General features: G+C 55.7%; 14 protein-coding genes and 3 pseudogenes. 11 read left to right on the top strand and 6 right to left on the bottom strand.

Going from position 1 to position 23,285, the window contains the following annotated elements; genetic code table 11:
- Window positions 1-222: 222 nt before the first annotated feature.
- The 7 genes and pseudogenes from FEM41_RS16685 to tus all read left to right on the top strand — a co-directional run bounded on the left by FEM41_RS16685 (window position 223) and on the right by tus (window position 6,426).
- Complete coding sequence (locus FEM41_RS16685) at window positions 223-1,605, top strand: amino acid permease (protein WP_138097323.1); 1,383 nt, start codon at window positions 223-225, stop codon at window positions 1,603-1,605.
- 248 nt (window positions 1,606-1,853) lie between these two features.
- Window positions 1,854-2,447 (top strand): hypothetical protein, encoded by a 594-nt coding sequence (locus FEM41_RS16680; protein WP_138097322.1) that lies wholly within the window; start codon window positions 1,854-1,856, stop codon window positions 2,445-2,447.
- 22 nt (window positions 2,448-2,469) lie between these two features.
- Window positions 2,470-2,568, top strand: a pseudogene (locus FEM41_RS25190) (hypothetical protein); the annotation flags it as partial.
- Between the two features lie 37 nt (window positions 2,569-2,605).
- A complete protein-coding gene (folM, locus tag FEM41_RS16675) occupies window positions 2,606-3,331 on the top strand; it encodes a dihydromonapterin reductase (protein ID WP_138097321.1) in 726 nt (241 codons plus the stop codon).
- A 19-nt stretch (window positions 3,332-3,350) separates the two neighbouring features.
- On the top strand, window positions 3,351-4,067 hold the full coding sequence (gene rstA, locus FEM41_RS16670; protein ID WP_138097320.1) for a two-component system response regulator RstA: 717 nt from the start codon (window positions 3,351-3,353) through the stop codon (window positions 4,065-4,067).
- A gap of 42 nt (window positions 4,068-4,109) precedes the next feature.
- A complete protein-coding gene (rstB, locus tag FEM41_RS16665; protein WP_138097319.1) occupies window positions 4,110-5,405 on the top strand; it encodes a two-component system sensor histidine kinase RstB in 1,296 nt (431 codons plus the stop codon).
- 97 nt (window positions 5,406-5,502) lie between these two features.
- Window positions 5,503-6,426, top strand: coding sequence for a DNA replication terminus site-binding protein (gene tus / locus FEM41_RS16660; protein WP_138097318.1), 924 nt, complete (start codon window positions 5,503-5,505; stop codon window positions 6,424-6,426).
- Window positions 6,427-6,435: 9 nt separating this feature from the next.
- Here the strand turns inward: tus and fumC are convergent, their stop codons facing one another.
- A complete protein-coding gene (gene fumC, locus FEM41_RS16655) occupies window positions 6,436-7,836 on the bottom strand; it encodes a class II fumarate hydratase (protein ID WP_138097317.1) in 1,401 nt (466 codons plus the stop codon).
- Window positions 7,837-7,948: 112 nt separating this feature from the next.
- Window positions 7,949-9,595 carry a class I fumarate hydratase FumA gene (fumA, locus tag FEM41_RS16650; RefSeq protein WP_138097316.1) on the bottom strand — a complete coding sequence of 549 codons (1,647 nt, stop codon included), beginning with the start codon at window positions 9,593-9,595 and terminating at the stop codon, window positions 7,949-7,951.
- A gap of 208 nt (window positions 9,596-9,803) precedes the next feature.
- Here fumA and manA point away from each other — a divergent pair, with 208 nt between their 5' ends.
- From manA to tnpA, 3 genes and pseudogenes are all read left to right on the top strand, one after another.
- The gene (gene manA, locus FEM41_RS16645; RefSeq protein WP_138097315.1) at window positions 9,804-10,979 is read left to right on the top strand and encodes a mannose-6-phosphate isomerase; all 1,176 of its coding nucleotides are present in this window, start codon (window positions 9,804-9,806) and stop codon (window positions 10,977-10,979) included.
- A 150-nt stretch (window positions 10,980-11,129) separates the two neighbouring features.
- Window positions 11,130-12,677: a YdgA family protein gene (locus FEM41_RS16640; RefSeq protein WP_138097314.1), complete on the top strand. Its 1,548-nt coding sequence runs from the start codon at window positions 11,130-11,132 to the stop codon at window positions 12,675-12,677.
- Between the two features lie 205 nt (window positions 12,678-12,882).
- A pseudogene (tnpA, locus tag FEM41_RS16635) lies at window positions 12,883-13,071 on the top strand (IS200/IS605 family transposase); the annotation flags it as partial.
- On the opposite strand, the pseudogene FEM41_RS16630 reads toward tnpA, so the two are convergent.
- From FEM41_RS16630 to malI, 4 genes and pseudogenes are all read right to left on the bottom strand, one after another.
- Window positions 13,068-14,181: pseudogene (locus tag FEM41_RS16630) on the bottom strand (IS256 family transposase); the annotation flags it as partial. The pseudogenes tnpA and FEM41_RS16630 overlap by 4 nt on opposite strands.
- 153 nt (window positions 14,182-14,334) lie before the next feature.
- A complete protein-coding gene (locus FEM41_RS16625; protein ID WP_138097313.1) occupies window positions 14,335-16,902 on the bottom strand; it encodes an Ig-like domain-containing protein in 2,568 nt (855 codons plus the stop codon).
- Between the two features lie 296 nt (window positions 16,903-17,198).
- A complete protein-coding gene (locus tag FEM41_RS16620) occupies window positions 17,199-20,153 on the bottom strand; it encodes an Ig-like domain-containing protein (protein WP_168198815.1) in 2,955 nt (984 codons plus the stop codon).
- Between the two features lie 305 nt (window positions 20,154-20,458).
- The gene (gene malI, locus FEM41_RS16615) at window positions 20,459-21,493 is read right to left on the bottom strand and encodes a Mal regulon transcriptional regulator MalI (protein ID WP_138097311.1); all 1,035 of its coding nucleotides are present in this window, start codon (window positions 21,491-21,493) and stop codon (window positions 20,459-20,461) included.
- A 158-nt stretch (window positions 21,494-21,651) separates the two neighbouring features.
- Here malI and malX point away from each other — a divergent pair, with 158 nt between their 5' ends.
- Window positions 21,652-23,247 (top strand): maltose/glucose-specific PTS transporter subunit IIBC, encoded by a 1,596-nt coding sequence (gene malX / locus FEM41_RS16610; protein ID WP_138097310.1) that lies wholly within the window; start codon window positions 21,652-21,654, stop codon window positions 23,245-23,247.
- The last annotated feature ends 38 nt before the right edge of the window (window positions 23,248-23,285 follow it).

Here is a 23,285-nt window from a genome sequence, read left to right as displayed (position 1 = left end):
CCACAGGCTGCCCATTTTTTTATCGATCGCGCAGCCCCCTGGCGGAACTGATTGCAAGGGGCTGACGCACTCCGTAAAATCGCGCGCTTCAGGCAGGCTAACCCGATAGCCTGACGCCGTATTCTTTGCGTGCGCCGCTCACCGGGCATGACCTGTATGACTCGCGACTTTTGGGCCGCGCGCCCCTGCGATTTGGCGCCGCCCTGATACATCAGGACACCTATGGAAAAGAAACTGGGCCTCGCCGCCCTTACCGCCCTGGTACTGAGCTCAATGCTGGGCGCGGGGGTGTTTAGCCTGCCGCAGAATATGGCCCACGTTGCCGCTCCCGAAGCGCTGCTTATCGGCTGGGCCATTACCGGCGTAGGTATTCTGATGCTGGCGCTGGCGATGTTGCTGCTGACGCGCCTGCGCCCGGAGCTGGACGGCGGTATCTTTACTTACGCCCGCGAAGGGTTTGGCGAGCTGGTGGGCTTCTGTTCCGCCTGGGGATACTGGCTGTGCGCCGTGATCGCCAACGTCTCCTATCTGGTGATCGTCTTTTCCGCCCTCAGTTTTTTTACCGATACCCCGGAGCTGCGCTTTTTCGGCGATGGCAACACCTGGCAGTCTATTGTCGGCGCTTCGCTGCTGTTGTGGTTGGTACACTGGCTGATTCTGCGCGGTGTACAGACCGCCGCCAGCATTAACCTGCTCGCTACCCTGGCAAAATTGATACCGCTTGGGCTGTTCGTGGTACTGGCGGCCATGGTTTTCCAGCTTCCCACCTTTAGCATGGACTTCAGTGGCCTGTCGCTGGGAGTGCCGGTCTGGGAGCAGGTGAAAAATACCATGCTGATCACCCTGTGGGTGTTTATCGGCGTGGAAGGCGCGGTAGTCGTTTCCGTCCGGGCGCGCCATAAAAAGGATGTGGGACGCGCCACCCTGCTGGCGGTCTGCTCTGCGCTGGTGGTTTATCTGCTGGTGACGCTGCTGTCGCTGGGCGTGGTGCCCCGCGAACAGTTAGCTTCGATGCGCAACCCGTCGATGGCCGGTTTGATGGTGAATATGATTGGTCCCTGGGGCGAAGTGATTATCGCCGCCGGGCTGATTATTTCGGTATGCGGCGCCTATCTGAGCTGGACCATTATGGCGGCGGAAGTGCCGTGGCTTGCCGCCACTCATAAAGCCTTCCCCAAAATGTTCGCCCGCCAGAACGCCAACGGCGCGCCCTCGGCTTCGCTGTGGCTAACCAATATCAGCGTACAGCTCTGTCTGGTGCTGATCTGGCTGACCAATGCCGACTACAACACCCTGCTGACCATCGCCTCAGAGATGATCCTGGTGCCCTATCTGCTGGTAGGCGCCTTCCTGCTGAAGATTGGCCATCGCCCGCTACACCGCATCGTCGGTCTGTGCGCCAGTCTCTATGGGCTGTGGCTGCTATACGCCTCCGGTCTGATGCACCTGCTGCTCTCGGTAGTGCTGTATGCCCCAGGGCTGCTGGTTTTCCTCTATACCCGCTACAGCCACGATCATGACAACTCGCTGAATATGCAGGAAAAGGCTATCATCTTCCTGATACTGGTTGCCGCATTCCCGGCAACCTGGATGCTTATGGGGTAAAGCCTGCCCCTTTGACAGGCATGCTTTAAGCATGCCTGCTGATATCTTATTTAATCTCTTTCCTGAACAGTGACTTTCTCCATAACAATTTCCTTGATAGCGCCTCTCTGCAGATGAGATTGTTACATAAAATTTACACTTCATGATTATAAACAATTCGCAACCCGGGTAACATAACTCAAAGCGGCAAGTATGCTATCGGACTCATTCAGTCATTCTCTACTACGATATAATTAACGGAGTGTACAATGCCCATCAAGATATGCCCCAGGCGCCTCCACGACTATATCGATGTTGATCAACAAATAAAACAAGCTGACTATCCGCAGTTGGAAAAGCTAAAAAATCAACTGGCTGAGCAGATGGGGCAACCTGGCTGGCACTACTCAGGACTACCCGCCATCATTAGTGTGTTTTGCGTAGTTGTGAGCTTTGCTATTCCCCAACTTGCCCTGTGGTCAATCATTTTTGACCTGGCCGCAATTCCCCGCCATAAGGTTTTTGTCGCTATCACTGCCACAGCATTGCTTTTTGCCGGGATAAACGCCATTACCCTGTTTTTATTGAGCAAAGGGGTGATTAGCGCCCTGAAAGTACTTATCGGACTCACCCTTGTGGCCGCAGTCGGGGCCATTATTTATCTACTTGCAGCAATAACTGACATACCCTATCCTGGCGTAACATTTCCGGGGGCTCTGATCTGCATCCTGTTTGCAGTGGTCAGTCTGATGAGTCTCAATAGCAACGCCTTCTGGAAAATGGTCAGTTACTGCCTGCATAATCGGGTCTGGCGCAAAATGATGTTTCTGCATATCTCTTTCGACAAAACGCGCAAACGCTGACCAAAATGCGCCATTTCCCTCCAGTCATAACCATGACAACTCGCTGAATATGCAGGAAAAGGCTATCATCTTCCTGATACTGGTTGCCGCATTCCCGGCAACCTGGATGCTTATGGGGTAAAGCCTGCCCCGTCGTACATAATAACAAGGAGGCTCCGATGGGGGAGAAACTGCAGCGCCCTGTACTGATTACCGGCGGCGGCCGCCGTATCGGTCTGGCGCTGGCGCACCACTTTCTGGACGAAGAGGCGCCGGTTGTGGTGAGCTACCGTACCCGCTATGAAGCGATTGATATTCTGGAAGAGCGCGGCGCCACCTGCCTGCAGGCCGACTTTTCCAACGATGAGGGCATCTTCGCCTTCGCTGAAGCCGTGAGGTCACGCTGCGACGGCCTGCGCGCCATTATCCATAACGCCAGCGTCTGGGAGGCGGAAAGCCCGGAGGTCCCCCGCCAGGACACGCTGGCGCGGATGCTACAGATTCATGTTCATGCACCCTATCTGCTTAACCACGAGCTGGCGCCGCTGCTGCGCGGCTATGGTCACGCCTCTTCCGATATTATCCACTTTACCGATTACGTGGTGGAGCGCGGCAGCGACCGCCATATGGCCTATGCCGCCAGTAAAGCGGCGCTGGATAACCTGACCCGCTCTTTTGCCCGAATGCTGGCACCAGAGGTGAAAGTCAACGCTATCGCCCCTGGGCTGATTCTGTTCTATGAAGAAGACGATGCGGCCTTTCGCCAGAAAACCCTCAATAAATCGTTAATGAAAATTGCACCTGGCGAAAAGGAGATTATCGATCTGGTAAGCTACCTGATGACCAGTTGTTATGTCACCGGACGCAGCTTCGCCGTCGATGGCGGTCGCCCCCTGCGCTGGTGATCCCTTCAGGACATCCTGGATGAGCAAAATCGTATTTGTGGAAGACGACCCGGAAGTCGGGTCGTTAATTGCCTCATGGCTGGGACGGCATAATATCGATGTCGTGCTGGAAAATCGTGGCGATCGCGCCGAACAGACCATCCTTCGGGAGCAGCCCGATCTGGTGTTACTGGATATTATGCTGCCCGGCAAAGACGGTATGACCCTGTGTCGCGATCTGCGGCCCCAATGGTCAGGTCCTGTCGTGCTGCTGACCTCTCTCGACAGCGATATGAATCATATCCTGGCCCTGGAGCTGGGCGCCTGTGACTATATTCTGAAAACCACGCCGCCGCCGGTGTTGCTGGCGCGGTTGCGGCTGCATTTGCGTCAGGCCAGCGAACATCATACACCCACGCTGCAAACGGCCCCGATTCCACACCGCCCGCTAACCTTTGGGATGCTGCGCATCGACCCGGTCAACCGTCAGGTAATGTTAAACGATGAAGAGGTGACGCTCTCTACCGCTGACTTCGATCTGCTGTGGGAGCTGGCGACCCACGCCGGCCAGGTGATGGATCGCGATGCGCTGCTACACAGCCTGCGCGGCATGAGCTACGACGGTATGGACCGCAGCGTGGATGTCGCCGTCTCCCGACTGCGGCGCAAGCTGGGCGACAACGGCGCCGAACCCTGCCGTATTAAAACCGTGCGCAATAAAGGCTATCTGTTCGCCCCCCAGGCCTGGGAACGCTAATTATCATCGACCGCCCGACCCGGGCGGCAGGAGCCGTACGCCATGAGAAAGCTGTTTATCCAGTTCTACCTGCTGCTGTTCGTTTGCTTCCTGGTCATGAGCATGCTGGTCGGGCTGGTGTATAAATTCACTGCCGAACGCGCCGGGCGCCAGTCGCTGGACGATCTGATGAAGAGTTCCCTGTATATGGTACGCAGCGAACTGCGTGAGATACCGCCCCGGGACTGGGCTAAAACCCTTGACGATCTGGATCTGAATCTCTCTTTTACCCTGAGTATCGAACCGCTGAAGTCGTACGATCTTACCGCCGATGATATTCATCGACTGCGCGATGGCGATATCGTAGCGCTGGACGATCGCTACACCTTTATCCAGTTGATTCCCGACAGCCGCTATGTGCTTTCTGCCGGACCGGTACCCTATCTGTTCTTCCTGCATGAAATGCGGCTGCTGGATGTGGGGCTTATCGCCTTTATTGCTATCTCGCTGGCCTTTCCGGTCTTCGTCTGGATGCGCCCTCACTGGCAGGATATGCTGAAACTGGAGACCGCCGCCCAGCGCTTCGGCCAGGGACATCTGGATGCCCGACTACGGCTGGAAGAGAACTCCAGTCTGGCGCGCATGGGGCTGGCATTTAACCAGATGGCGGACAATATCAATACCCTGGTCGCCAGTAAAAAGCGGCTGATCGACGATATCGCCCATGAGTTGCGTACCCCGCTGGTGCGGCTACGCTACCGGCTGGCGATGAGCGACGATCCGGAAAGTGAAACTGCACGCGGCTTTAATCGCGATATTGGTCAACTGGAAGCGCTGATCGATGAACTCCTCGCCTGGGCGCGGCTCGATCGACCCCAGCCGGAACTCCTGTTGAGCCCCATCAATCTGAACCACTGGCTGGAAGAGCAGATAAGAGAAGCGCGCCCGCTTCACCCGGAGCGTGCTATCAAACTGGCTCTTCCACAAGCGCCGGTAACGGCCAGCGTTGATCCGCGTCTGATATCACGGGCGTTGGATAATCTGGTCAATAACGCCCTACGCTACAGCCGCGAACAGGTACAGGTAACGCTAAAAACGACAGGAGCTGCCCTGACGCTGTGCGTAGAGGATGACGGCCCCGGCGTACCGGAAGCGGAGCGTCAACACATCTTCGACCCCTTTGTACGACTCGATCCCAGCCGCGATCGCAATACCGGCGGCTGCGGGCTGGGGCTGGCTATCGTTCACTCCATTGCCACGGCGTTCGGCGGTAGCATTCGTCTTGATGACAGCCCCCTCGGCGGCGCCCGCTTTAGCCTGGAGTGGCCTATGGTGATTCAGGACACCAAACCGGCGTAATCTCAGGTTTTCCTGTCGGACGCCACGATCGCGCTGGCTGCAAACCGGCACCCGTGCTATAAATCATCAGTATGTTGTAACTAATTAAGGTGCCATCATGTCCCGTTACGATCTGAATGAACGCCTGACCACCACGTTTCGCCAGTTAGAACAGGCTCTGTCCGGGCTGCGCCAGCAGTTCGGCCCCTGTCGCCTGATGGCCGGGCGGGTATTTGAACTGCCGGTGGTAGAAAAAGGCGCCGAACATGAACCGGTCAACCAGATTGCGGTCACGCAGTTAACGGGACAGCGGGCGCAGGAAGCCGCCTGGCGTCACTTTACCCGCCTGTTCATCCAGCAGCAGTCGGAGCGCCGCAGCAGCAAAGCAGCGGTACGCCTGCCCGGTGCCCTGTGCTATTCGGTCACGACACAGCAACACGCCGTGCTGCGTGCAGGCATTGAGCAGGTAAATACCCTGAAGGCAGAGCTGGAGCAAATAGTCACCAGGGAATCTGACCTGCCCGCAGCCCGTCGTTTTGAGTGGGTACACCAGCATCTGCCCGGGTTAATTACCCTGAATGCATACCGGCGCCTGACCGCAGTGGAAGGCGCAGCCACCCTGCGCTTCGGCTGGGCCAATAAGCAGATCGTCAAGAATCTTACCCGCAATCAGGTACTGGAGATGCTGGAAAAAAGTCTACGGGCCGGTCGCACGGTGGCCCCCTGGAATCGGGAGCAGTGGGCGGAGATGGTCACCCAGGAGTACAACGATATCGCTGCCCTGCCGGAACGGGCGCGCCTGAAAATCCGTCGTCCGGTCAAGGTTCAGCCCGTGGCCCGGGTCTGGTATGCCGACAGGCAGCGCCAGGTACAGTATGCCTGCCCCTCGCCGCTGCTGGTGCTGTGCCCGGAAGGCAGCGCAGTGCCGGATATTGGCGAGCTGCTTAACTATGATGCCGATAACATTCAGCATCGCCACCGCCCCCAGGCGCAGCCGCTGGAATTAATGATTCCACGTCTGCACCTGTGGCTGGAAAAGTGACATTGTCACTCAAGATTTGATCGTGCTCCCCACCATCTCCTGCGGCCGTACCCAGGCATCAAACTGCTGTTCGCTCAGGTAGCCCAGCGCCAGCGCCGCCGCTTTCAGGGTCAGCCCTTCATGGTGAGCCTTTTTGGCAATTTCCGCGGCCCGGTCATAGCCGATATGGGTATTCAGCGCCGTAACCAGCATCAGGGAGTCGTTAAGCAACTGCGCGATGCGCTCCCGATTGGGCTCGATACCCACCGCGCAATGCTCGTTAAAGCTGGCTATCCCGTCCGCCAGCAACCGCGTGGATTGCAGGAAGTTATGGATAACCATCGGCCGGAACACGTTCAGCTCAAAGTTGCCCGAAGCGCCACCGATATTGATCGCCACATCATTACCCAGCACCTGGCTACAGAGCATGGTCAGCGCCTCGCACTGAGTCGGGTTAACCTTGCCGGGCATAATCGAACTGCCTGGCTCGTTTTCCGGGATTTTTAACTCACCAATACCGCTGCGCGGCCCCGACGCCAGCCAGCGGACATCGTTGGCAATCTTCATTAGCGAAGCCGCCAGCCCTTTCAGGGCGCCGTGGGCATGAACCAGCGCATCGCAACCAGCCAGCGCTTCGAATTTATTGGGCGAAGTGACAAAAGGCTGGCCGCTCAGACGGGCTATCTCCTGCGCCACCCGCTCAGCGTACTGAGGATGGGTATTCAACCCGGTGCCGACAGCAGTGCCGCCCAGCGCCAGCTCCGTCAGATGCGGCTGGGCGGCCTCGATATGACGCCGGGCGTGGCTTAACATCGCCACCCAGCCGGAGATCTCCTGCCCCAACGTCAGCGGCGTGGCGTCCTGCAGGTGGGTTCGGCCTATTTTGACCACATCCTGGAAAGCCCCCGCTTTGTCGTGCAGAGTCTGGGTAAGACGCGCCAGTTGCGGCAACAGTTGCTCATTCAGCGCCACCAGCGCCGCTATATGCATGGCGGTGGGAAAGACGTCGTTCGAACTCTGGCTCTTGTTGACATCGTCGTTGGGATGCACCAGACGCTTCATGCCGCGTTCGCCGCCCAGCAGTTCGCTGGCCCGGTTCGCCAGCACCTCATTCATATTCATATTACTTTGGGTTCCGGAACCGGTCTGCCAGACCGCCAGCGGGAATTCATCCGGGTGCTGATCTGCCAGAACTTCATCGGCGGCGCGAATAATGGCTTCGCCCTTTTGCCTATCCAGCAGACCGAGATCCTGGTTTACCCGGGCCGAGGCCCGCTTGGTCAGCGCCAGCGCCCGAATCAGCGCCGGGGGCATTTTTTCTACCGAGATACGAAAGTGCTCCAGCGAGCGCTGGGTCTGGGCGCCCCAAAGCCGGTCCGCAGAGACCTCGATGTCGCCCATAGAGTCATGTTCGCGACGCGTTGCTGCCATAACGCACTCCTGTGTACCAAAAAGGGTTCAACGGTTTGAGTATGCGCCAGGACAGGGAAAGGGTTTGGTGCTTCGTGCGATATAAAAGGCCGCCCGACGGCGGCCCTGAAGGTTATTTAACGCAAATCTCGCAGCGGCTGTTCTGGATCTGCTGGAAGAAGTCATTGCCCTTATCATCCACCAGAATAAAGGCCGGGAAGTCTTCAACCTCGATCTTCCAGATAGCTTCCATCCCCAGTTCCGGGTAAGCCACGCACTCCAGATGCTTGATGCTCTGCTGCGCCAGCACCGCCGCCGGACCGCCGATACTGCCCAGGTAAAAACCGCCGTGCTTATGACAGGCATCAGTCACCTGCTGACTGCGGTTACCCTTGGCCAGCATCACCATGCTGCCGCCGTTGGCCTGTAGCTGATCGACATAGGAGTCCATACGGCCCGCGGTGGTGGGCCCCAGCGATCCTGATGCATAGCCTTCCGGCGTTTTGGCCGGGCCCGCATAGTAGATGGGGTGATCCTTAATGTACTGAGGCAGCGGCTCGCCGCTGTCGAGCAGCTCTTTGAGCTTCGCGTGAGCGATATCGCGCGCCACGATGATGGTACCGTTCAGCGACAGGCGCGTCGCCACCGGATACTGCGACAGCAGCTTGCGGATCTCATCCATCGGCTGGTTAAGATCGACATTCACCACCTCGCCTTCGCCAGAGCGGCGCAGCGCCTCGGGAATAAAGCGCCCTGGGTTCTGCTCCAGTTTCTCGATCCAGATACCGTCGCGGTTAATTTTAGCCTTGATATTTCGGTCCGCAGAGCAGGAAACCCCCATCCCCACCGGGCAGGAAGCGCCGTGACGCGGCAGACGAATCACCCGCACATCGTGCGCGAAGTACTTACCGCCGAACTGAGCGCCCAGCCCCAGATTGCGGGCCTCCTGCAGCAACTCTTCTTCCAGCGCGACGTCACGGAAGGCCTGACCATATTCGTTACCTTCGGTCGGCAGCCCGTCGTAGTATTTGGTGGAGGCCAGCTTCACGGTCTTAAGGTTGGCTTCAGCCGAGGTGCCGCCAATCACAAAGGCGATATGGTACGGCGGGCAGGCCGCGGTCCCCAGGGTTCGCATCTTCTCGACCAGGTAATTCTTCAGGCGCCCGGGATTGAGCAGCGCGCGGGTCTCCTGGTACAGATAAGTTTTGTTGGCAGAGCCGCCGCCTTTGGCGATGCACAGGAACTTATATTCCGCGCCGTCGACGCTATAAAGGTCAATCTGCGCCGGCAGGTTGGTGCCGGTGTTCACCTCTTTGTACATATCCAGCGCCGCGTTTTGCGAATAGCGCAGGTTATCTTCAATGTAGGTGTTATAGATCCCGCGCGACAGCGCCTCTTCATCGCCACCGCCGGTCCAGACTCGCTGGCCCTTTTTACCGACCACGATCGCGGTGCCGGTGTCCTGACAGGTCGGCAGCACGCCGCGGGCAGAGATTTCTGAGTTACGCAGGAACTGCAGCGCCACATAGCGATCGTTATCACTGGCTTCGGGATCGTCAAGGATGGCGGCGACTTGTTGCTGATGGGCGGTGCGGAGCATAAAAGAAGCGTCGTGAAAGGCGTGCTGAGCAAGCAGCGTCAGGGCCTGAGGATCGACTTTTAGCACCTCCTGCCCTTCGAACTCTGTCACACAGACGTGGTCGCGGGTCAGCAGATAATATTCGGTGTCATCGGGTTTGAGCGGAAAAGACTCCTGGTAGTGGAAGGGTTTGTTCGACATTTTTTCTCTCACTTGCTACTTCAGGGTAAGCATCCATTCCGACGCGCGCCGCGCGTCAAAATCACCATAACAATATGCCACACAATCATACACATCTTCTTAACAAAAACTGAGACTAGTACGACTTTTTGTTGTGCCTGGTTACTTCATTCAAGGGAACTGGTTTAATAACGTCAGACTTTTTCTGATCAATTACAGGGCATTGATAATGCAAAAATTAATCAATTCAGTGCAAAATTATGCCTGGGGCAGCAAAACAGCGCTAACCAGACTATACGGCATCCCGAATCCCGACAATCTGCCAATGGCGGAATTGTGGATGGGCGCGCATCCTAAAAGCAGTTCCCGGGTGGCGATGGCCGATGGTAGCGAACGCCCCCTGCGCGCGCTTATTGATGAACAGCCTGAAAAGCTGCTCGGCGATGCGGTAGCCCGGCGTTTCGGCGAACTGCCCTTTCTGTTTAAAGTACTGTGCGCCGACCAGCCGCTCTCAATTCAGGTACACCCCAACAAGCAGGCTTCCGAAATCGGTTTTGCTAAAGAGAATGCCGCCGCTATTCCGCTGGATTCGCCGCAGCGTAATTATAAAGATCCCAATCACAAGCCCGAGCTGGTTTTTGCGCTCACCCCTTTCCTGGCGATGAACGCCTTTCGTGAGTTCAGCGAACTCCTGCCCCTACTCCGGCCGGTAAAGGAAGCGCACCCTGCTATTGAACGCTTCCTGCAACAGCCTGATGCCTCTCAACTGCGCGAACTGTTTGCCGGCCTGCTGAATCTGGCAGGCGACGAAAAACGCCAGGCGCTGGATATCCTGAAAGCCGAACTGAACAACCAGCAGGGTGAGCCCTGGCAGACCATTCGCGCCATCGCGGAGGTTTACCCGGACGACAGCGGCCTGTTTTCGCCGCTGCTGCTCAACGTGGTGAAGCTGAACCCCGGCGAGGCGATGTTCCTGTTCGCCGAAACGCCCCATGCCTATCTGCAGGGCGTGGCGCTGGAAGTCATGGCCAATTCCGATAACGTGCTGCGCGCCGGTCTGACGCCGAAATATATCGATATTGCGGAGCTGGTGGCCAACGTGCGCTTCACGCCGCGCGCCGCCGATACCCTGCTGACCCAGCCTGAACAGCATGGGGCGGAGCTGGACTTCCCGATTCCGGTGGATGATTTCGCCTTCTCCCTGCACGACCTGGGTGCCGCCCCGGCTTCGCTGAGTCAGCAGAGCGCCGCGATTCTGTTCTGCATTGAGGGTGAAGCGCAGTTGGAAAACGGCGGCCAGACTCTTACCCTCAAACCCGGGGAGTCGGCCTTTGTTCCGGCCAGCGACGGCCCGGTTAACGCCAGCGGTAGCGGTCGCCTGGCCCGGGTCTATAACAAACTCTAATCTTTCAGGGCGCCATCCGGCGCCCTTTTCTCTCTTTTTCCTGAGCCACGAATAAGTTACTGAATTTTTATACGGAGATTGTTAAGCTTTTTTGGAAGGCTGTTACATTCTGCCGGGCCCCTGCGTCCGGTCTCATAGGGAAACGAATTTATGAAAAAATCTCTGGTTGCCGTAGGTGTTGTTGTTGCGCTGGGTGTCGTCTGGACCGGTGCCTCCTGGTATACCGGCAAACAGCTGGAGCAGCGTATCGCCCAGGCGGTCGCCGATGCCAACGCGCAGATCAAGCAGACCGCGCCGCAGTCCGGTCTGGTCCTCAGCTATCAGGATTATCAGCGCGGCCTGTTCTCCAGTCAGTTGAAGCTGGCGCTGAAAACCGATCCCGCCGCGCAGAAAAGCTGGCTCCCGGCAGGCAGCACCATTCTGCTCGATGAAAAAGTGGATCACGGCCCCTTCCCGGCCAGTCAGTTGAAGAGATTCAACCTGCTGCCCGCCATGGCCTCGGTACAGACCACGCTTATCAATAACGACACCACGAAGTCGCTGTTTGAAAGCACCGGCGGCAAATCCTTTATTGATGTGGATACCCGCGTCGGCTACAGCGGCGATACCTCGTCGGATATCGCGCTGCGCCCGCTTGAGATGACCCACGAGAAAAACAAAGTGGTATTCGGCGGTGGTGAATTTACCGCAGACGTCAGCCGCGACGGCGATACCATGGCCCTTAAAGGCGAAGTGGGCAACGCCAGATTCACCGGCCCTAACGAGTACGACCAGCAGGTGGGTATGGCGATCGACGGTTTTAATATCGACGGTGAAACCAGCATGACCGACTTTAAAGAGCGGGTCGGCAACCAGAAGCTGAACGTCGATAAGCTGACGCTGAGCATCGAAGGTAAGGATATGGCGACTCTGGAAGGACTGGCGCTGAATGCGGTCTCCCGGGTGGAAGAGGATGGCAAGCATCTGGGCGGCCAGCTCGACTACACGCTGAAGGCGCTGCAGGTTCAGAACCAGAATATGGGGAGCGGAAGCCTGATGCTGAAGGCCAGCCGCATTGACGGCGCCGCGCTGCATGAGTTCAGCCAGAAGTATAACGCCCAGGCTCAGGCATTGCTGGCGGAGCCCGGCATGATGGAGGATCCCGAACGCTATCAGCAGCGCGCCACCGATATCCTGCTGGCTAACCTGCCGATTCTGCTGAAGGGCGAGCCGCAGGTTTCCGTCGCGCCGCTGAGCTGGAAGAATGATAAGGGGGAAAGCACCCTGAACCTGAATCTGACCTTCAAACAGCCGCAGCAGCAGGCGCAGCCCCAAACGCCTCAGCAGGCCGCCGACGGCATTATCAAAACCATGGACGGCAACCTGACCATTCCGATGCCGATGGCCAAAGCGCTGATGACTCAGGTGGCGAAACTGGAAGGCTATCAGGATGACCAGGCGGCGAAGCTGGCTGACCAGCAGGTTCGTGGCCTGGCGGCGATGGGTACCATGTTCCACCTGACCAAACAGCAGGATGATAACATCACCAGCGTGCTGAAATATGCCGATGGTCAGATCGATCTCAATGGCGAGAAGATGCCGCTGGAAGCATTTCAGGGAATGTTCGGCCTGCCTCTGGATAACGGAAGCCCCGCCCAGCCTGAACAAACGCAGCCGCAAACCCCGACGCCGTTCCCGCCTCAGTCCGGCGGACAGTAAAGCAACACTCCCGGGTTATCGAATAAATATAAGAGCAGGCGGCAATGCGCCTGCTTTTTGTTGTATACAGAAAACCCCCAGCCAGGCTGGGGGTTACGTGAAGCTTTCAGCTATAAATCAGTTATATAAACCCCTTTTGATTTGTTAAAACACCTTGCGATCTGGCAACTGCAAGGGTTAAACAAGAAATCAAAAGGGGGTCCCAATAGGGGACGAAAGGAGCTTAGCGCATACCCGATGGAACTGTAAATATCACATATTTTTTGCGCCGAAATACCGGAGACAGGTGTTCTATGGAGGGAAGCGCAGGGCGATAGGTAAGATCTTAAGAAAGCTGTGTGAATGGAAAAGCGTGAACATACTGGAAGCGGAATGCTGTGTAGATCATATCCATTTCTCCTGCGCGTTCATCAGTCCCAGATAAAGCAGCTTCAACAGACTGTTTTCATTCGGGAAAGCACCTTTAGTTTTGGTCAGTTTTCTGAACTGCCGATGTACCGATTCAATCGCATTCGTGGTGTAAATGACCTTGCGGATATTCGCCGGATAGCGGAAGTATGCTGACAGGTTTTCCCACTTGCGACGCCACGACTGGAGTACCACCGGATATGCTGGCCCCATTTCGCCTCCAGTTCATCCAGCGCCGTTTCTGCCGCTTCTTTTGACACCGCACGATACACCGCTTCAGGTCAGCCATGAACGCTTTGTGGTGTTTTGACGCCACATATTTAATCGAGTTGCGTATCTGGTGAATGACGCACAACTGAACTTCTGTCTGCGGATAAATGCTGTTTATCGCCTCCGGGAAACCTGTCAGCCCATCCACGCAGGCGATCAGGATATCTTCCACGCCACGGTTTTGCAGGTCTCTTAATACCGACAGCCAGAAGTTCGCCCCTTCGCTTTCCGACAGATACAGGCCCAGGACTTCCTTTTTGCCCTCAAGATTCAGCGCCAGCACGGTATAAACTGCCTTGCTCTGGTAACGACCATCCTCACGGATTTTATAGTGAATGGCGTCCAGCCAGACGAAGGGATAAACCTTCTCCAGCGGGCGCTGCTGCCACTGTTTTAGTTCAGGAATGACTTTGTCGGTTACTGCACTCATGGTGGCGGTTGAAACGCTGAAGGCATAAAGCTCTTCAATCTCCCGGCTGATGTCCTGATAACTCATCCCCAGCGCAAACAGGCGAATGATCTTGCGTTCGATCTCGTCGGACAGCGTAGTCTGATGCTTCTTCACTAGTTGTAGCTCAAAAGTGCCGTTGCGATCGCGCGGGGTTGTCAGTTCAAAACTGCCTGTCGGGGCTTTAATGGTCTTTTTTCCGGAACCATTTTTACGGTTTGCTTCCACATCCTGAGCCAGATGGGAATCAAGCTCAGCAGACAGGGCTGCCTCGGTTAACTGCTTGATTAATGGCGTTAAGATACCATCTTTGCCTGTTAATGCCTGACCGGATTGAAGGGCTTTAAGTGCTTTGTCAAAATCGAAGGGCTGGGACATGTGTCATTCCTTTTTGATTATATATTGACTTGAATGACACAGAATTTCTAACACTCCCGGCATTACCGGCATTACCGGCATTACCGGCATTACCGGCATTACCGGCTATGCCGGAGGATATTTATTTTTTTACTTACCCGATTTTAATTCCCATCACGCTACCTGATGCAACTCCACACCATGTTGAACAAGCAGCTCCACACTTGAAGCAGCATGCTGGTAAATCTCATACTGAATCCCACCGGTCACAACCTGGCCGACATCCTGCCATTCATTGTGAGACAGGTCTTCCACCTTCAGCTCCACCACATCACCTTTATCACCCGTGATTGCCAGCTGCTGGTTTCCATCCCCCACAAACAGATTGGGATGCGCCTCACTGAGAATATCATTCAGGGTCAATTGCAGTTTGTCCTGCATACCATCGGTCAGCTCGATGGTATGACTATCTTCCGTTAACATCTGAGAAAATGCAGCCGCTGAGAATGTATCTCCCGAACAATCCGACGCATAGTGGCCGGTAATATTATCAACAATAATATATTTTGGAGAGGGATCTTCCCACCACTGAATCATGGGAGCTACAGCAGTCAGCTGCACGGAGGCGATATGCTCTCCCCCCGTTGCCACATAGCTCATCGTCGTTCCCCCGACATTCCCATAGACATCCTGATGCAGGACTTTACCGTTTTCATCCAAATAGGCAGCAATAATCTCTCCCTTCGTCACAAGATGGCTAACCTCAAATGAAATCCACGATAGTGGATGATCCATATTCAACGTTACCGAAGCATCCTTGGATAACACCATAGCGCCATTGCAAATTCCGGGTCTGACGGTACTACACGGCGTACCGGATGAATTCACGCTTATATCGAAATGCTCCAGATGGAAAACGCCCCCTTCACAGAAGGCGGCAGCCGCCGCGTCATTAAACGTTTCTGTAAATTCTCCGCTTACGCAAGGAGCAGAAGCCTGCACATTGATCGCAAAATCGCCTGAGTGGGCGCTTATATTACCCGCTGCATCGGTCGCCGTGGCGGTGAAGGTGTGTATCCCCCCACCGAGCGTCGACGGCGTAAAACTCCACCCCCCGCTGCTATTGGCGATGGTCGACCCCAGCAGCGTACCACCTTCATAGACTCTCACCACGCTGTTAGCTTCCGCCAGACCATTCAGGGTCGGGGTGGTATCATCCGTCGTTCCCCCGTTCCCGTCATATCCCTGCGTCGCCCCCACATCATCATAGTAGTTACTAATCACGGGGGCATCCGGCGCTGTTGTGTCGGCGGTATAAACATTAATCACAAATGCACCTGACTGCGCGCTAGTATGGCCCACCGTATCGGTCACCGTGGCGGTGAAAACGTGGCTACCGTTGCCAAGCGCCGACGGCGTAAAGCGCCACCCGCCATTATTTTCGACCAGGGTCGACCCCAGTAACATGCCCCCTTCATAGATCTTCACCACACCGCCTGCTGCCGCCAGGCCATTCAGGGTCGGGGTATTATCGTCCGTTGTTCCCCCGCTCACGCTGTATCCCTGCACCGGACCCACGTCATCGTAATAGACGGCTATCGTCGGCGCATCCGGTACTGAGGGATTGTCCTCGTTGCTGCCTACCAGATTCACCGTGTAGCTGGCGCTGGTACTGGTATTGCCCACGGCATCTGTGGCAGTAGCAGTGAAAACCATGGTCCCCTGCGTGGACGGATAGGGGTTACTTCCCATCGTCAGCGTCCAGTAACCGTTGCTATCCGCTATCGTCATATAGTTAGCCGAATATTCCCCCCCGTTCACCGACAGATGAATGGTCACGATGCTATCCGCTTCTGCGGTACCGCTCAGCTTCAGTAGTTTATCATCCGTCACGCCGCCATCCGGGACATTGCCCGTCACGCTGCCCACGTCGTCATAGGCGCCGGTAATGGCCAGCGAGCCCGGCCCCCGGGTATCCAGAATATATTCAAAGGTATCCGACGTCGCTTCCTGGCCGGAATTACCCAGCGAGGCTCTGACCGTAATATTGTGCGTTCCGTCCCCACTCAGCGGCGTTAGCGGCGTGAAGCTCCACGCACCGCTGCCGTTTGCCTGCACCGAGCCTAACAGCGTTGCGCCGTCGTAAATACGCACCACCGCATTCGCATCTGCGCTGCCATGAAAGGTCGGCGTCGTATCATCGGACGCACCACCGAAATATACCTCACCCACAATCGTGCCGGCATTATCCGTCGCCGCATCGATCACCGGTCTATCGATAACCACATCGTAATCCGTCGGGACGGTGTAAATAGTATAAGGCAGGGAAATCAGCAGCGAATCGCCACCCGGATCCTTGATCACCGTCTGAAAAATATACTCATGATTGATCTCCAGCGGCTGCCCCGGTGTGAAGGACCAGTCACCATTCGCTCCCACCACCGCCGTTCCGGCATACTGGGTGTTGATAAAGATACGAATGGCCAGACCTTCAGCGGAATCAATATGACCGCCGATCGTCGGCGTCAAATCATCGGTCAGCCCGCCATTGGTAATATTGCCCTGCTGGCTACCGGTATTATCAGTGGCCGTGTCAATATTGACCACACCAGGCTCTGCTGGCGTTACCGTTGGCGTCAGCTCAGCACCGCGCACAATATCCAGAGACTGGAGATACTCCGAAGAGTAGGTGTTCGATGCTGCGCCAAGAATATCTCGTAAACTACTCGTTGTTTTTATCACATTATTTCCCTAAACAAAGTTAGCAAGCTATGACATTGACCCATGGCATAACATGATTTCACTAAAAAATCCCACTAAATTTAGTGGAATTACTTTCTCACAAATCATCCAAAACAAATAAAAATCATTTCAGACGAAAAGCAATCAGCCAGAAAAACATATTCGACTATATCATTAAAGCGTCTTTGATTTATTAATTTCCATTTCGTCAGATAATTTCATACAACAAAGATTTATCCATGATCTATGCCGTAACCGCCATAAGACAGTTACGGTATATGAATATTGAGTCTCTGTTACGCTACCTGATGCAGCTCCACACCATGTTGAACAAGCAGCTCCACACTTGAAGCAGCATGCTGGTAAATCTCATACTGAATCCCACCGGTCACAACCTGGCCGACATCCTGCCATTCATTGTGAGACAGGTCTTCCACCTTCAGCTCCACCACATCACCTTTATCACCCGTGATTGCCAGCTGCTGGTTTCCATCCCCCACAAACAGATTGGGATGCGCCTCACTGAGAATATCATTCAGCGTCAGCTGCAGCTTATCTTCCATGTGATTAGTTAAATCAGCGTGATGGTTATTCTGGATTACCTGAGATAATGAAACCTCTGAATGTCCGTTCGATTCCTGATCGGGCGATGTCGTTGTCTGCATCAATGGTGAAACCACGGACGAAAAAGTCTGTGCACATGCAGATGGCGCATAGTGGCCGACAATATTATCGACCCACGTATATGTCATGCTATTGCTGGCCCACCAGTGACTATTGGTGAGAGACATCTGTACGGTAGCAATATGCTCCCCTCCTGTTGCCGTATAAGATACCGTCGTCAACAAACCCGATGCTTTGCCGTAGGTTTCCGTGGCCAGTAACTGCCCCCGTTCATTCAGATAAGAAACCTGGAAGCATTCCGACGTCGTAAGATCGCCGAGCTGGAACGAGAGGCTCGATAATGCATGGTCCATATGCAGCGTTACCGTCGTGCCATTGCCAAAAATCATCGCATTGCTGCCCGGTTTTTGTGATACGGCTGGCTGATAATGATTAAATCCGGGTGAATAGAAACAGCTACCAGCGTTATACACTTTGACATCAAAATGGTTCAAATGATAAACGCCACAGTTCCCAAAATGCACCGTTCCCGCACAGTTAAAGTCCTCTGTAAACGATGACGATGAGGTCTGTACGTTGACCACAAAACCGCCCGACTGCGCGCTGACATGGCCCGCCGCATCGGTCGCCGTGGCGGTGAAGGTGTGTCTGCCATCGCCGAGCGTCGACGGCGTAAAGCTCCACTCCCCGCTGCTATTGGCGATGGTCGACCCCAGCAGCGTACTACCTTCATAGACTCTCACCACGCTGTTGGCTTCCGCCCGACCGTTCAGGGTCGGGGTGGTATCATCCGTCGTTCCCCCGTTCCCGTCATATCCCTGCGACGGCCCCACATCATCATAGTAGTTACTAATCACGGGGGTATCCGGCGCTGTTGTGTCAGCGGCATAGATATTAATCACAAAACCGCCTGACTGCGCGCTGATATGGCCCGCCGCATCGGTCGCCGTGGCGGTGAAGGTGTGTCTGCCATCGCCGAGCGTCGACGGCGTAAAACTCCACAAACCGCTGCTATTGGCGATGGTCGACCCCAGCAGCGTACCACCATCGTAGACTCTCACCACGCTGTTGGCTTCCGCCCGACCATTCAGGGTCGGGGTGGTGTCATCCGTCGTTCCCCCATTCCCGTCATATCCCTGCGACGGCCCCACATCATCATAGTAGTTACTAATCACGGGGGCATCCGGCGCTGTTGTGTCAGCGGCATAGATATTAATCACAAAACCGCCTGACTGCGCGCTGATATGGCCCGCCGCATCGGTCGCCGTGGCGGTGAAGGTGTGTCTGCCATCGCCGAGCGTCGACGGCGTAAAACTCCACAAACCGCTGCTATTGGCGATGGTCGACCCCAGCAGCGTACCACCATCGTAGACTCTCACCACGCTGTTGGCTTCCGCCCGACCATTCAGGGTCGGGGTGGTGTCATCCGTCGTTCCCCCATTCCCGTCAACCCCCTGCGATGCGCCCACATCATCGTAATAGTTATAAATCAACGGCGCATCCGGTACTGAGGGATTGTCCTCGTTGCTGCCTACCAGATTCACCGTATAGGGCGCACTGGTGCTGGTATTGCCCACGTTATCCGTGGCAGTGGCAGTGAAGACCATGGTCCCCTCTGTGGACGGATAGGGGTTACTCTCCATATTGTATGTCCAGTATCCATTGCTGTCCGCCTGCGTTATATAATTCTTCGTGTATTGCCCATCGTTAACAGACAGATGAATGGTCACCATGCAGCCCGCTTCTGCGGTACCGCTCAGTGTCAACAGTTTGTCATCCGTCACGCCACCGTCAGGAACATTGCCCGTCACGCTGCCCACGTCGTCATAGGCGCCGGTAATGGCCAGCGAGCCCGGCCCCCGGGTATCCAGAATATACTCAAAGGTATCCGACGTTGCTTCCTGACCGGAATTGAACGAGGCTCTGACCGTGATATTGTGCGTTCCGTCCCCGCTCAGCGGCGTTAGCGGCGTGAAGCTCCATGCACCGCTGCCGTTTGCCTGCACCGAGCCTAACAGCGTTGCGCCGTCGTAAATACGCACCACCGCATTCGCATCCGCGCTGCCATGAAAGGTCGGCGTCGTATCATCAGACGCGCCACCGGAATATACCTCACCCACAATCGTACCGGCATTATCCGTCGCCGCATCGATCACCGGTCTATCGATAACCACATCGTAATCCGTCGGGACGGTGTAAATAGTATAAGGCAGGGAAACCAGCAGCGAATCACCGCCCGGATCCTTGATAACCGTCTGAAAAATATACTCATGATTGACTTCAAGCGGCTGCCCCGGCGTGAAGGACCAGTCACCATTCGCATCCACCACCGCCGTTCCGGCATACTGGGTGTTGATAAAGATACGAATGGCCAGACCTTCAGCGGAATCAATATGACCGCCGATCGTCGGCGTCAAATCATCGGTCAGCCCGCCATTGGCAATATTGCCCTGCTGGCTACCGGTATTATCAGTGGCTGTGTCAATATTGACCACACCAGGCTCTGCTGGCGTTACCGTCGGCGCCAATTCGGCACCGCGTACAATATCCAGAGACTGGAGATACTCCGAAGAGTAGGCGTCCGATGCAGCACCCAGAATATCTCGCAGATTGCTTGTTTTTATCATGTAATTCCCCATAAGCATAGTTAATAGGCCGTAACATCAACCCATTGCGGATAATATAAAACCAGCATCAAAATAATACGATAAATTATAGAAATGACTTTTTTCAGAAATAAACCCGAACAAATAAAGGCAGAAATGCCTTTCCCCAGGAGGAATATAGCCAGATAACGCCTTTCTGATTATATTCAGAAAAATGTTTTTGATTTATTAAAAGATCCATTCAACAGACAATTTCACCCGATACAGGTTTACTCGTTATTTATTCATATCGCAACCGCTATAAAATAATTTACGATATGCGGGAATTATATTACCGCCATAGCCAACCGCCCCGGAATCTCCATATGCCCCAAAACGTCCGATCCCGCACCGCTTCCCATTTGCACAATCCACCATGCGGCGGCGCGCCCGATTTCACAGGCGGGCGTGGTCACCCAGGTCACCGGCAACGCTTCCAGCGATTCTTCCGGCACATAGGCAAAGGCAGCCAGTTCGATGTGGCTTTCATAATAGCTTTCCAGCCCCCCCACACCGCTGCTTTTCCCCACCCGCTGCAGGCCAAACCAGGCGCCGGTCGCCACGCGAACGTCGTGGCAAACCACCGCTGTGATCCCCGCACTGCGCCGCAGCAGCGTTACCAACGCATCCGAAGCAGGCTGAAGCCCGGATTCGCACTCCATCACCTGGTCGCTGTGAAACGGCAGCCCGTAGCGCAGCAGCGTGGCACAAAATCCCCCCAGTAGCTCGGCCCGGGTCAGCGAGTCGCTACGTCCGCCAAGCCAGGCGATACGCTGATGCCCTTTGCCGATCAGATGTTCTGTCAGCAACCGTGCAGCCTGCATATTATCCGGGCTGACCATATCGGGCGTGTCAGGATGGCTGGCACGATCGGCATAAACCAGCGGAATTCCCGCCCGATTAGCCCGTTCGCGCAGTGTGCCATCAGAGTTCGGATATCCGGCAATCACGATACCGTCCACCCCCTGCTCCAGCAGGCTTTCAGCGCTGCGAACAAGGCTGTGCCCATCGCGCCCGCCCGGTGCCAGCAGCACCATCCGCCCCTGCCGCTCCAGCTCCTCGATTAGCCCGGCAAGCAGACCGGCATAGAATGGCGCGCCGGGATCGCGCACGATTAGACCAATGGTGCCGCTCTGACCGCCGCGCAGCGCCGCCGCCTGACGGTTACGTACAAAACCCAAACGTTCGATAGCGGCATTAACCCGATCGCCGGTCGCAGCCGAAATACGCCCCTTGCCGCTTAATACCAGCGACACCGTACTGACGGAAACCCCTGCCGCCACGGCAACATCGGTAATGGTGACCCTTTTATGCAGTGTCATAATCGCTCTGTGTTTGTGATCGTTAAAACGTTTTACCTAAAATGAGATTCAAATTCCTTGCAGTCGATCGCCTTATGAGATCGCCGCTGCAATAAACTTAAGTAAAACGTTTTATCCTGCGCGGCAAATATCACCTATTTGCGTGCAGGGAGTCGTGTATGGCGGCCAGTCAAACTCAAAAAATTACGCTCTGGGAGTTTTTCCAGAACCTCGGTAAAACCTTTATGCTGCCGGTGGCGTTACTGTCGTTTTGCGGCATTATGCTGGGCATCGGCAGTTCATTAAGCAGCCACGATGTCACTACGCTTATCCCGGCGCTCGACACGCCGGTGCTACAGCTGGTGTTCACCTGGATGGCAAAAGTGGGCTCTTTCGCTTTTACCTTCCTGCCGGTGATGTTCTGTATCGCTATTCCGCTGGGGCTGGCCCGGGAAAATAAAGGCGTGGCGGCTTTCTCGGGCTTCGTCGGCTTTGTGGTGATGAATCTTGCCGTTAATTTCTGGCTGACGGCCAAAGGGATTCTGCCCACCAGCGATCCGGCGCTGCTCAAGGCCAATAATATTCGCGACACCCTCGGAATCGCCTCTATCGATACCGGGATCCTCGGGGCGGTTATCGCTGGCATTATCGTCTGGATGCTGCATGAACGCTTTCACAATATCCGCCTGCCGGATGCCCTGGCCTTCTTCGGCGGCGCCCGCTTTGTGCCTATTATCACCACCCTGGTGATGGGCGTGGTGGGGCTGGTGATTCCACTGATCTGGTCGGTGTTCGCGGCAGGTATTAACGGTCTGGGATATATGATCAACAGCGCCGGAGATTTCGGCCCGATGATCTTTGGCACCGGCGAACGCCTGCTGCTGCCCTTTGGGTTACAGCACATTCTGGTGGCGCTAATTCGCTTTACCGACGCGGGCGGCACCATGGACGTCTGCGGCCACAGCGTCAGCGGCGCCCTGACTATCTTCCAGGCCCAGTTGAGCTGCCCTGAAAACCGCGGTTTTGCCGAAAGCGCCACCCGCTTCCTCTCCCAGGGGAAAATGCCGGCCTTCCTTGGCGGCCTGCCCGGCGCCGCGCTGGCGATGTATCACTGTGCCCGCCCGGAAAATCGTCATAAGATCAAAGGGCTGTTGATTTCCGGCGTTATCGCCTGCACCGTGGGCGGCACTACCGAACCGCTGGAGTTTCTGTTCCTGTTTGTGGCCCCTGTCCTCTATCTGATCCACGCCCTGCTCACCGGTCTGGGCTTTACCGTCATGGCGGTACTGGGGGTGACCATCGGCAACACCGACGGTAATGTCATCGACTTTGTGGTGTTCGGTATCCTGCACGGCCTGTCGACGAAATGGTATCTGGTACCGGTGGTAGCCGCCGTCTGGTTTGTGGCTTACTACCTGATCTTCCGCTTCGCGATTCAGCGCTTTAATATCAGAACGCCGGGCCGCGATATTGAAAGCGTTAGCGCTGACGCGTCCCAGGTTCCGGCTGCCGTCACCGGCAAGTCAGGCTACGACAGCCCGGCTATCCTGGCCGCACTGGGCGGCGCCGACAATATTACCTCTCTGGACAACTGCATCACCCGCCTGCGTCTGTCGGTAAAGGATATGAGTCTGGTCAATAGCGACGCTCTGAAGGCTCTGCGCGCTATTGGCGTGGTGCAGCTAAATCAGCACAGTCTGCAGGTGGTGATCGGCACCCAGGTCCAGTCGGTTAAAGATGAGCTACAGACGCTGATGAACAGCGTTGAAGCCTGATATTCTCGCCCCTTCACACGAAGGGGCCATCCGTTTCA

This window comes from Jejubacter calystegiae (assembly GCF_005671395.1).
GTDB lineage: Bacteria > Pseudomonadota > Gammaproteobacteria > Enterobacterales > Enterobacteriaceae > Jejubacter > Jejubacter calystegiae.
Note: the sequence above shows the minus strand (reverse complement) of the source record. Positions and strands in the feature narration are given on the sequence as shown.

Bases quoted from the DNA above. Each gene is read 5' to 3' on its own strand.
- fumA (WP_138097316.1), bottom strand. From the start codon at position 9,595: ATGTCGAACAAACCCTTCCACTACCAGGAGTCTTTTCCGCTCAAACCC.
- FEM41_RS16620 (WP_168198815.1), bottom strand. From the start codon at position 20,153: ATGATAAAAACAAGCAATCTGCGAGATATTCTGGGTGCTGCATCGGAC.
- malI (WP_138097311.1), bottom strand. From the start codon at position 21,493: ATGACACTGCATAAAAGGGTCACCATTACCGATGTTGCCGTGGCGGCA.
- manA (WP_138097315.1), top strand. From the start codon at position 9,804: ATGCAAAAATTAATCAATTCAGTGCAAAATTATGCCTGGGGCAGCAAA.
- FEM41_RS16680 (WP_138097322.1), top strand. From the start codon at position 1,854: ATGCCCATCAAGATATGCCCCAGGCGCCTCCACGACTATATCGATGTT.
- fumC (WP_138097317.1), bottom strand. From the start codon at position 7,836: ATGGCAGCAACGCGTCGCGAACATGACTCTATGGGCGACATCGAGGTC.
- rstB (WP_138097319.1), top strand. From the start codon at position 4,110: ATGAGAAAGCTGTTTATCCAGTTCTACCTGCTGCTGTTCGTTTGCTTC.
- tus (WP_138097318.1), top strand. From the start codon at position 5,503: ATGTCCCGTTACGATCTGAATGAACGCCTGACCACCACGTTTCGCCAG.
- FEM41_RS16685 (WP_138097323.1), top strand. From the start codon at position 223: ATGGAAAAGAAACTGGGCCTCGCCGCCCTTACCGCCCTGGTACTGAGC.
- FEM41_RS16640 (WP_138097314.1), top strand. From the start codon at position 11,130: ATGAAAAAATCTCTGGTTGCCGTAGGTGTTGTTGTTGCGCTGGGTGTC.
- folM (WP_138097321.1), top strand. From the start codon at position 2,606: ATGGGGGAGAAACTGCAGCGCCCTGTACTGATTACCGGCGGCGGCCGC.
- malX (WP_138097310.1), top strand. From the start codon at position 21,652: ATGGCGGCCAGTCAAACTCAAAAAATTACGCTCTGGGAGTTTTTCCAG.
- rstA (WP_138097320.1), top strand. From the start codon at position 3,351: ATGAGCAAAATCGTATTTGTGGAAGACGACCCGGAAGTCGGGTCGTTA.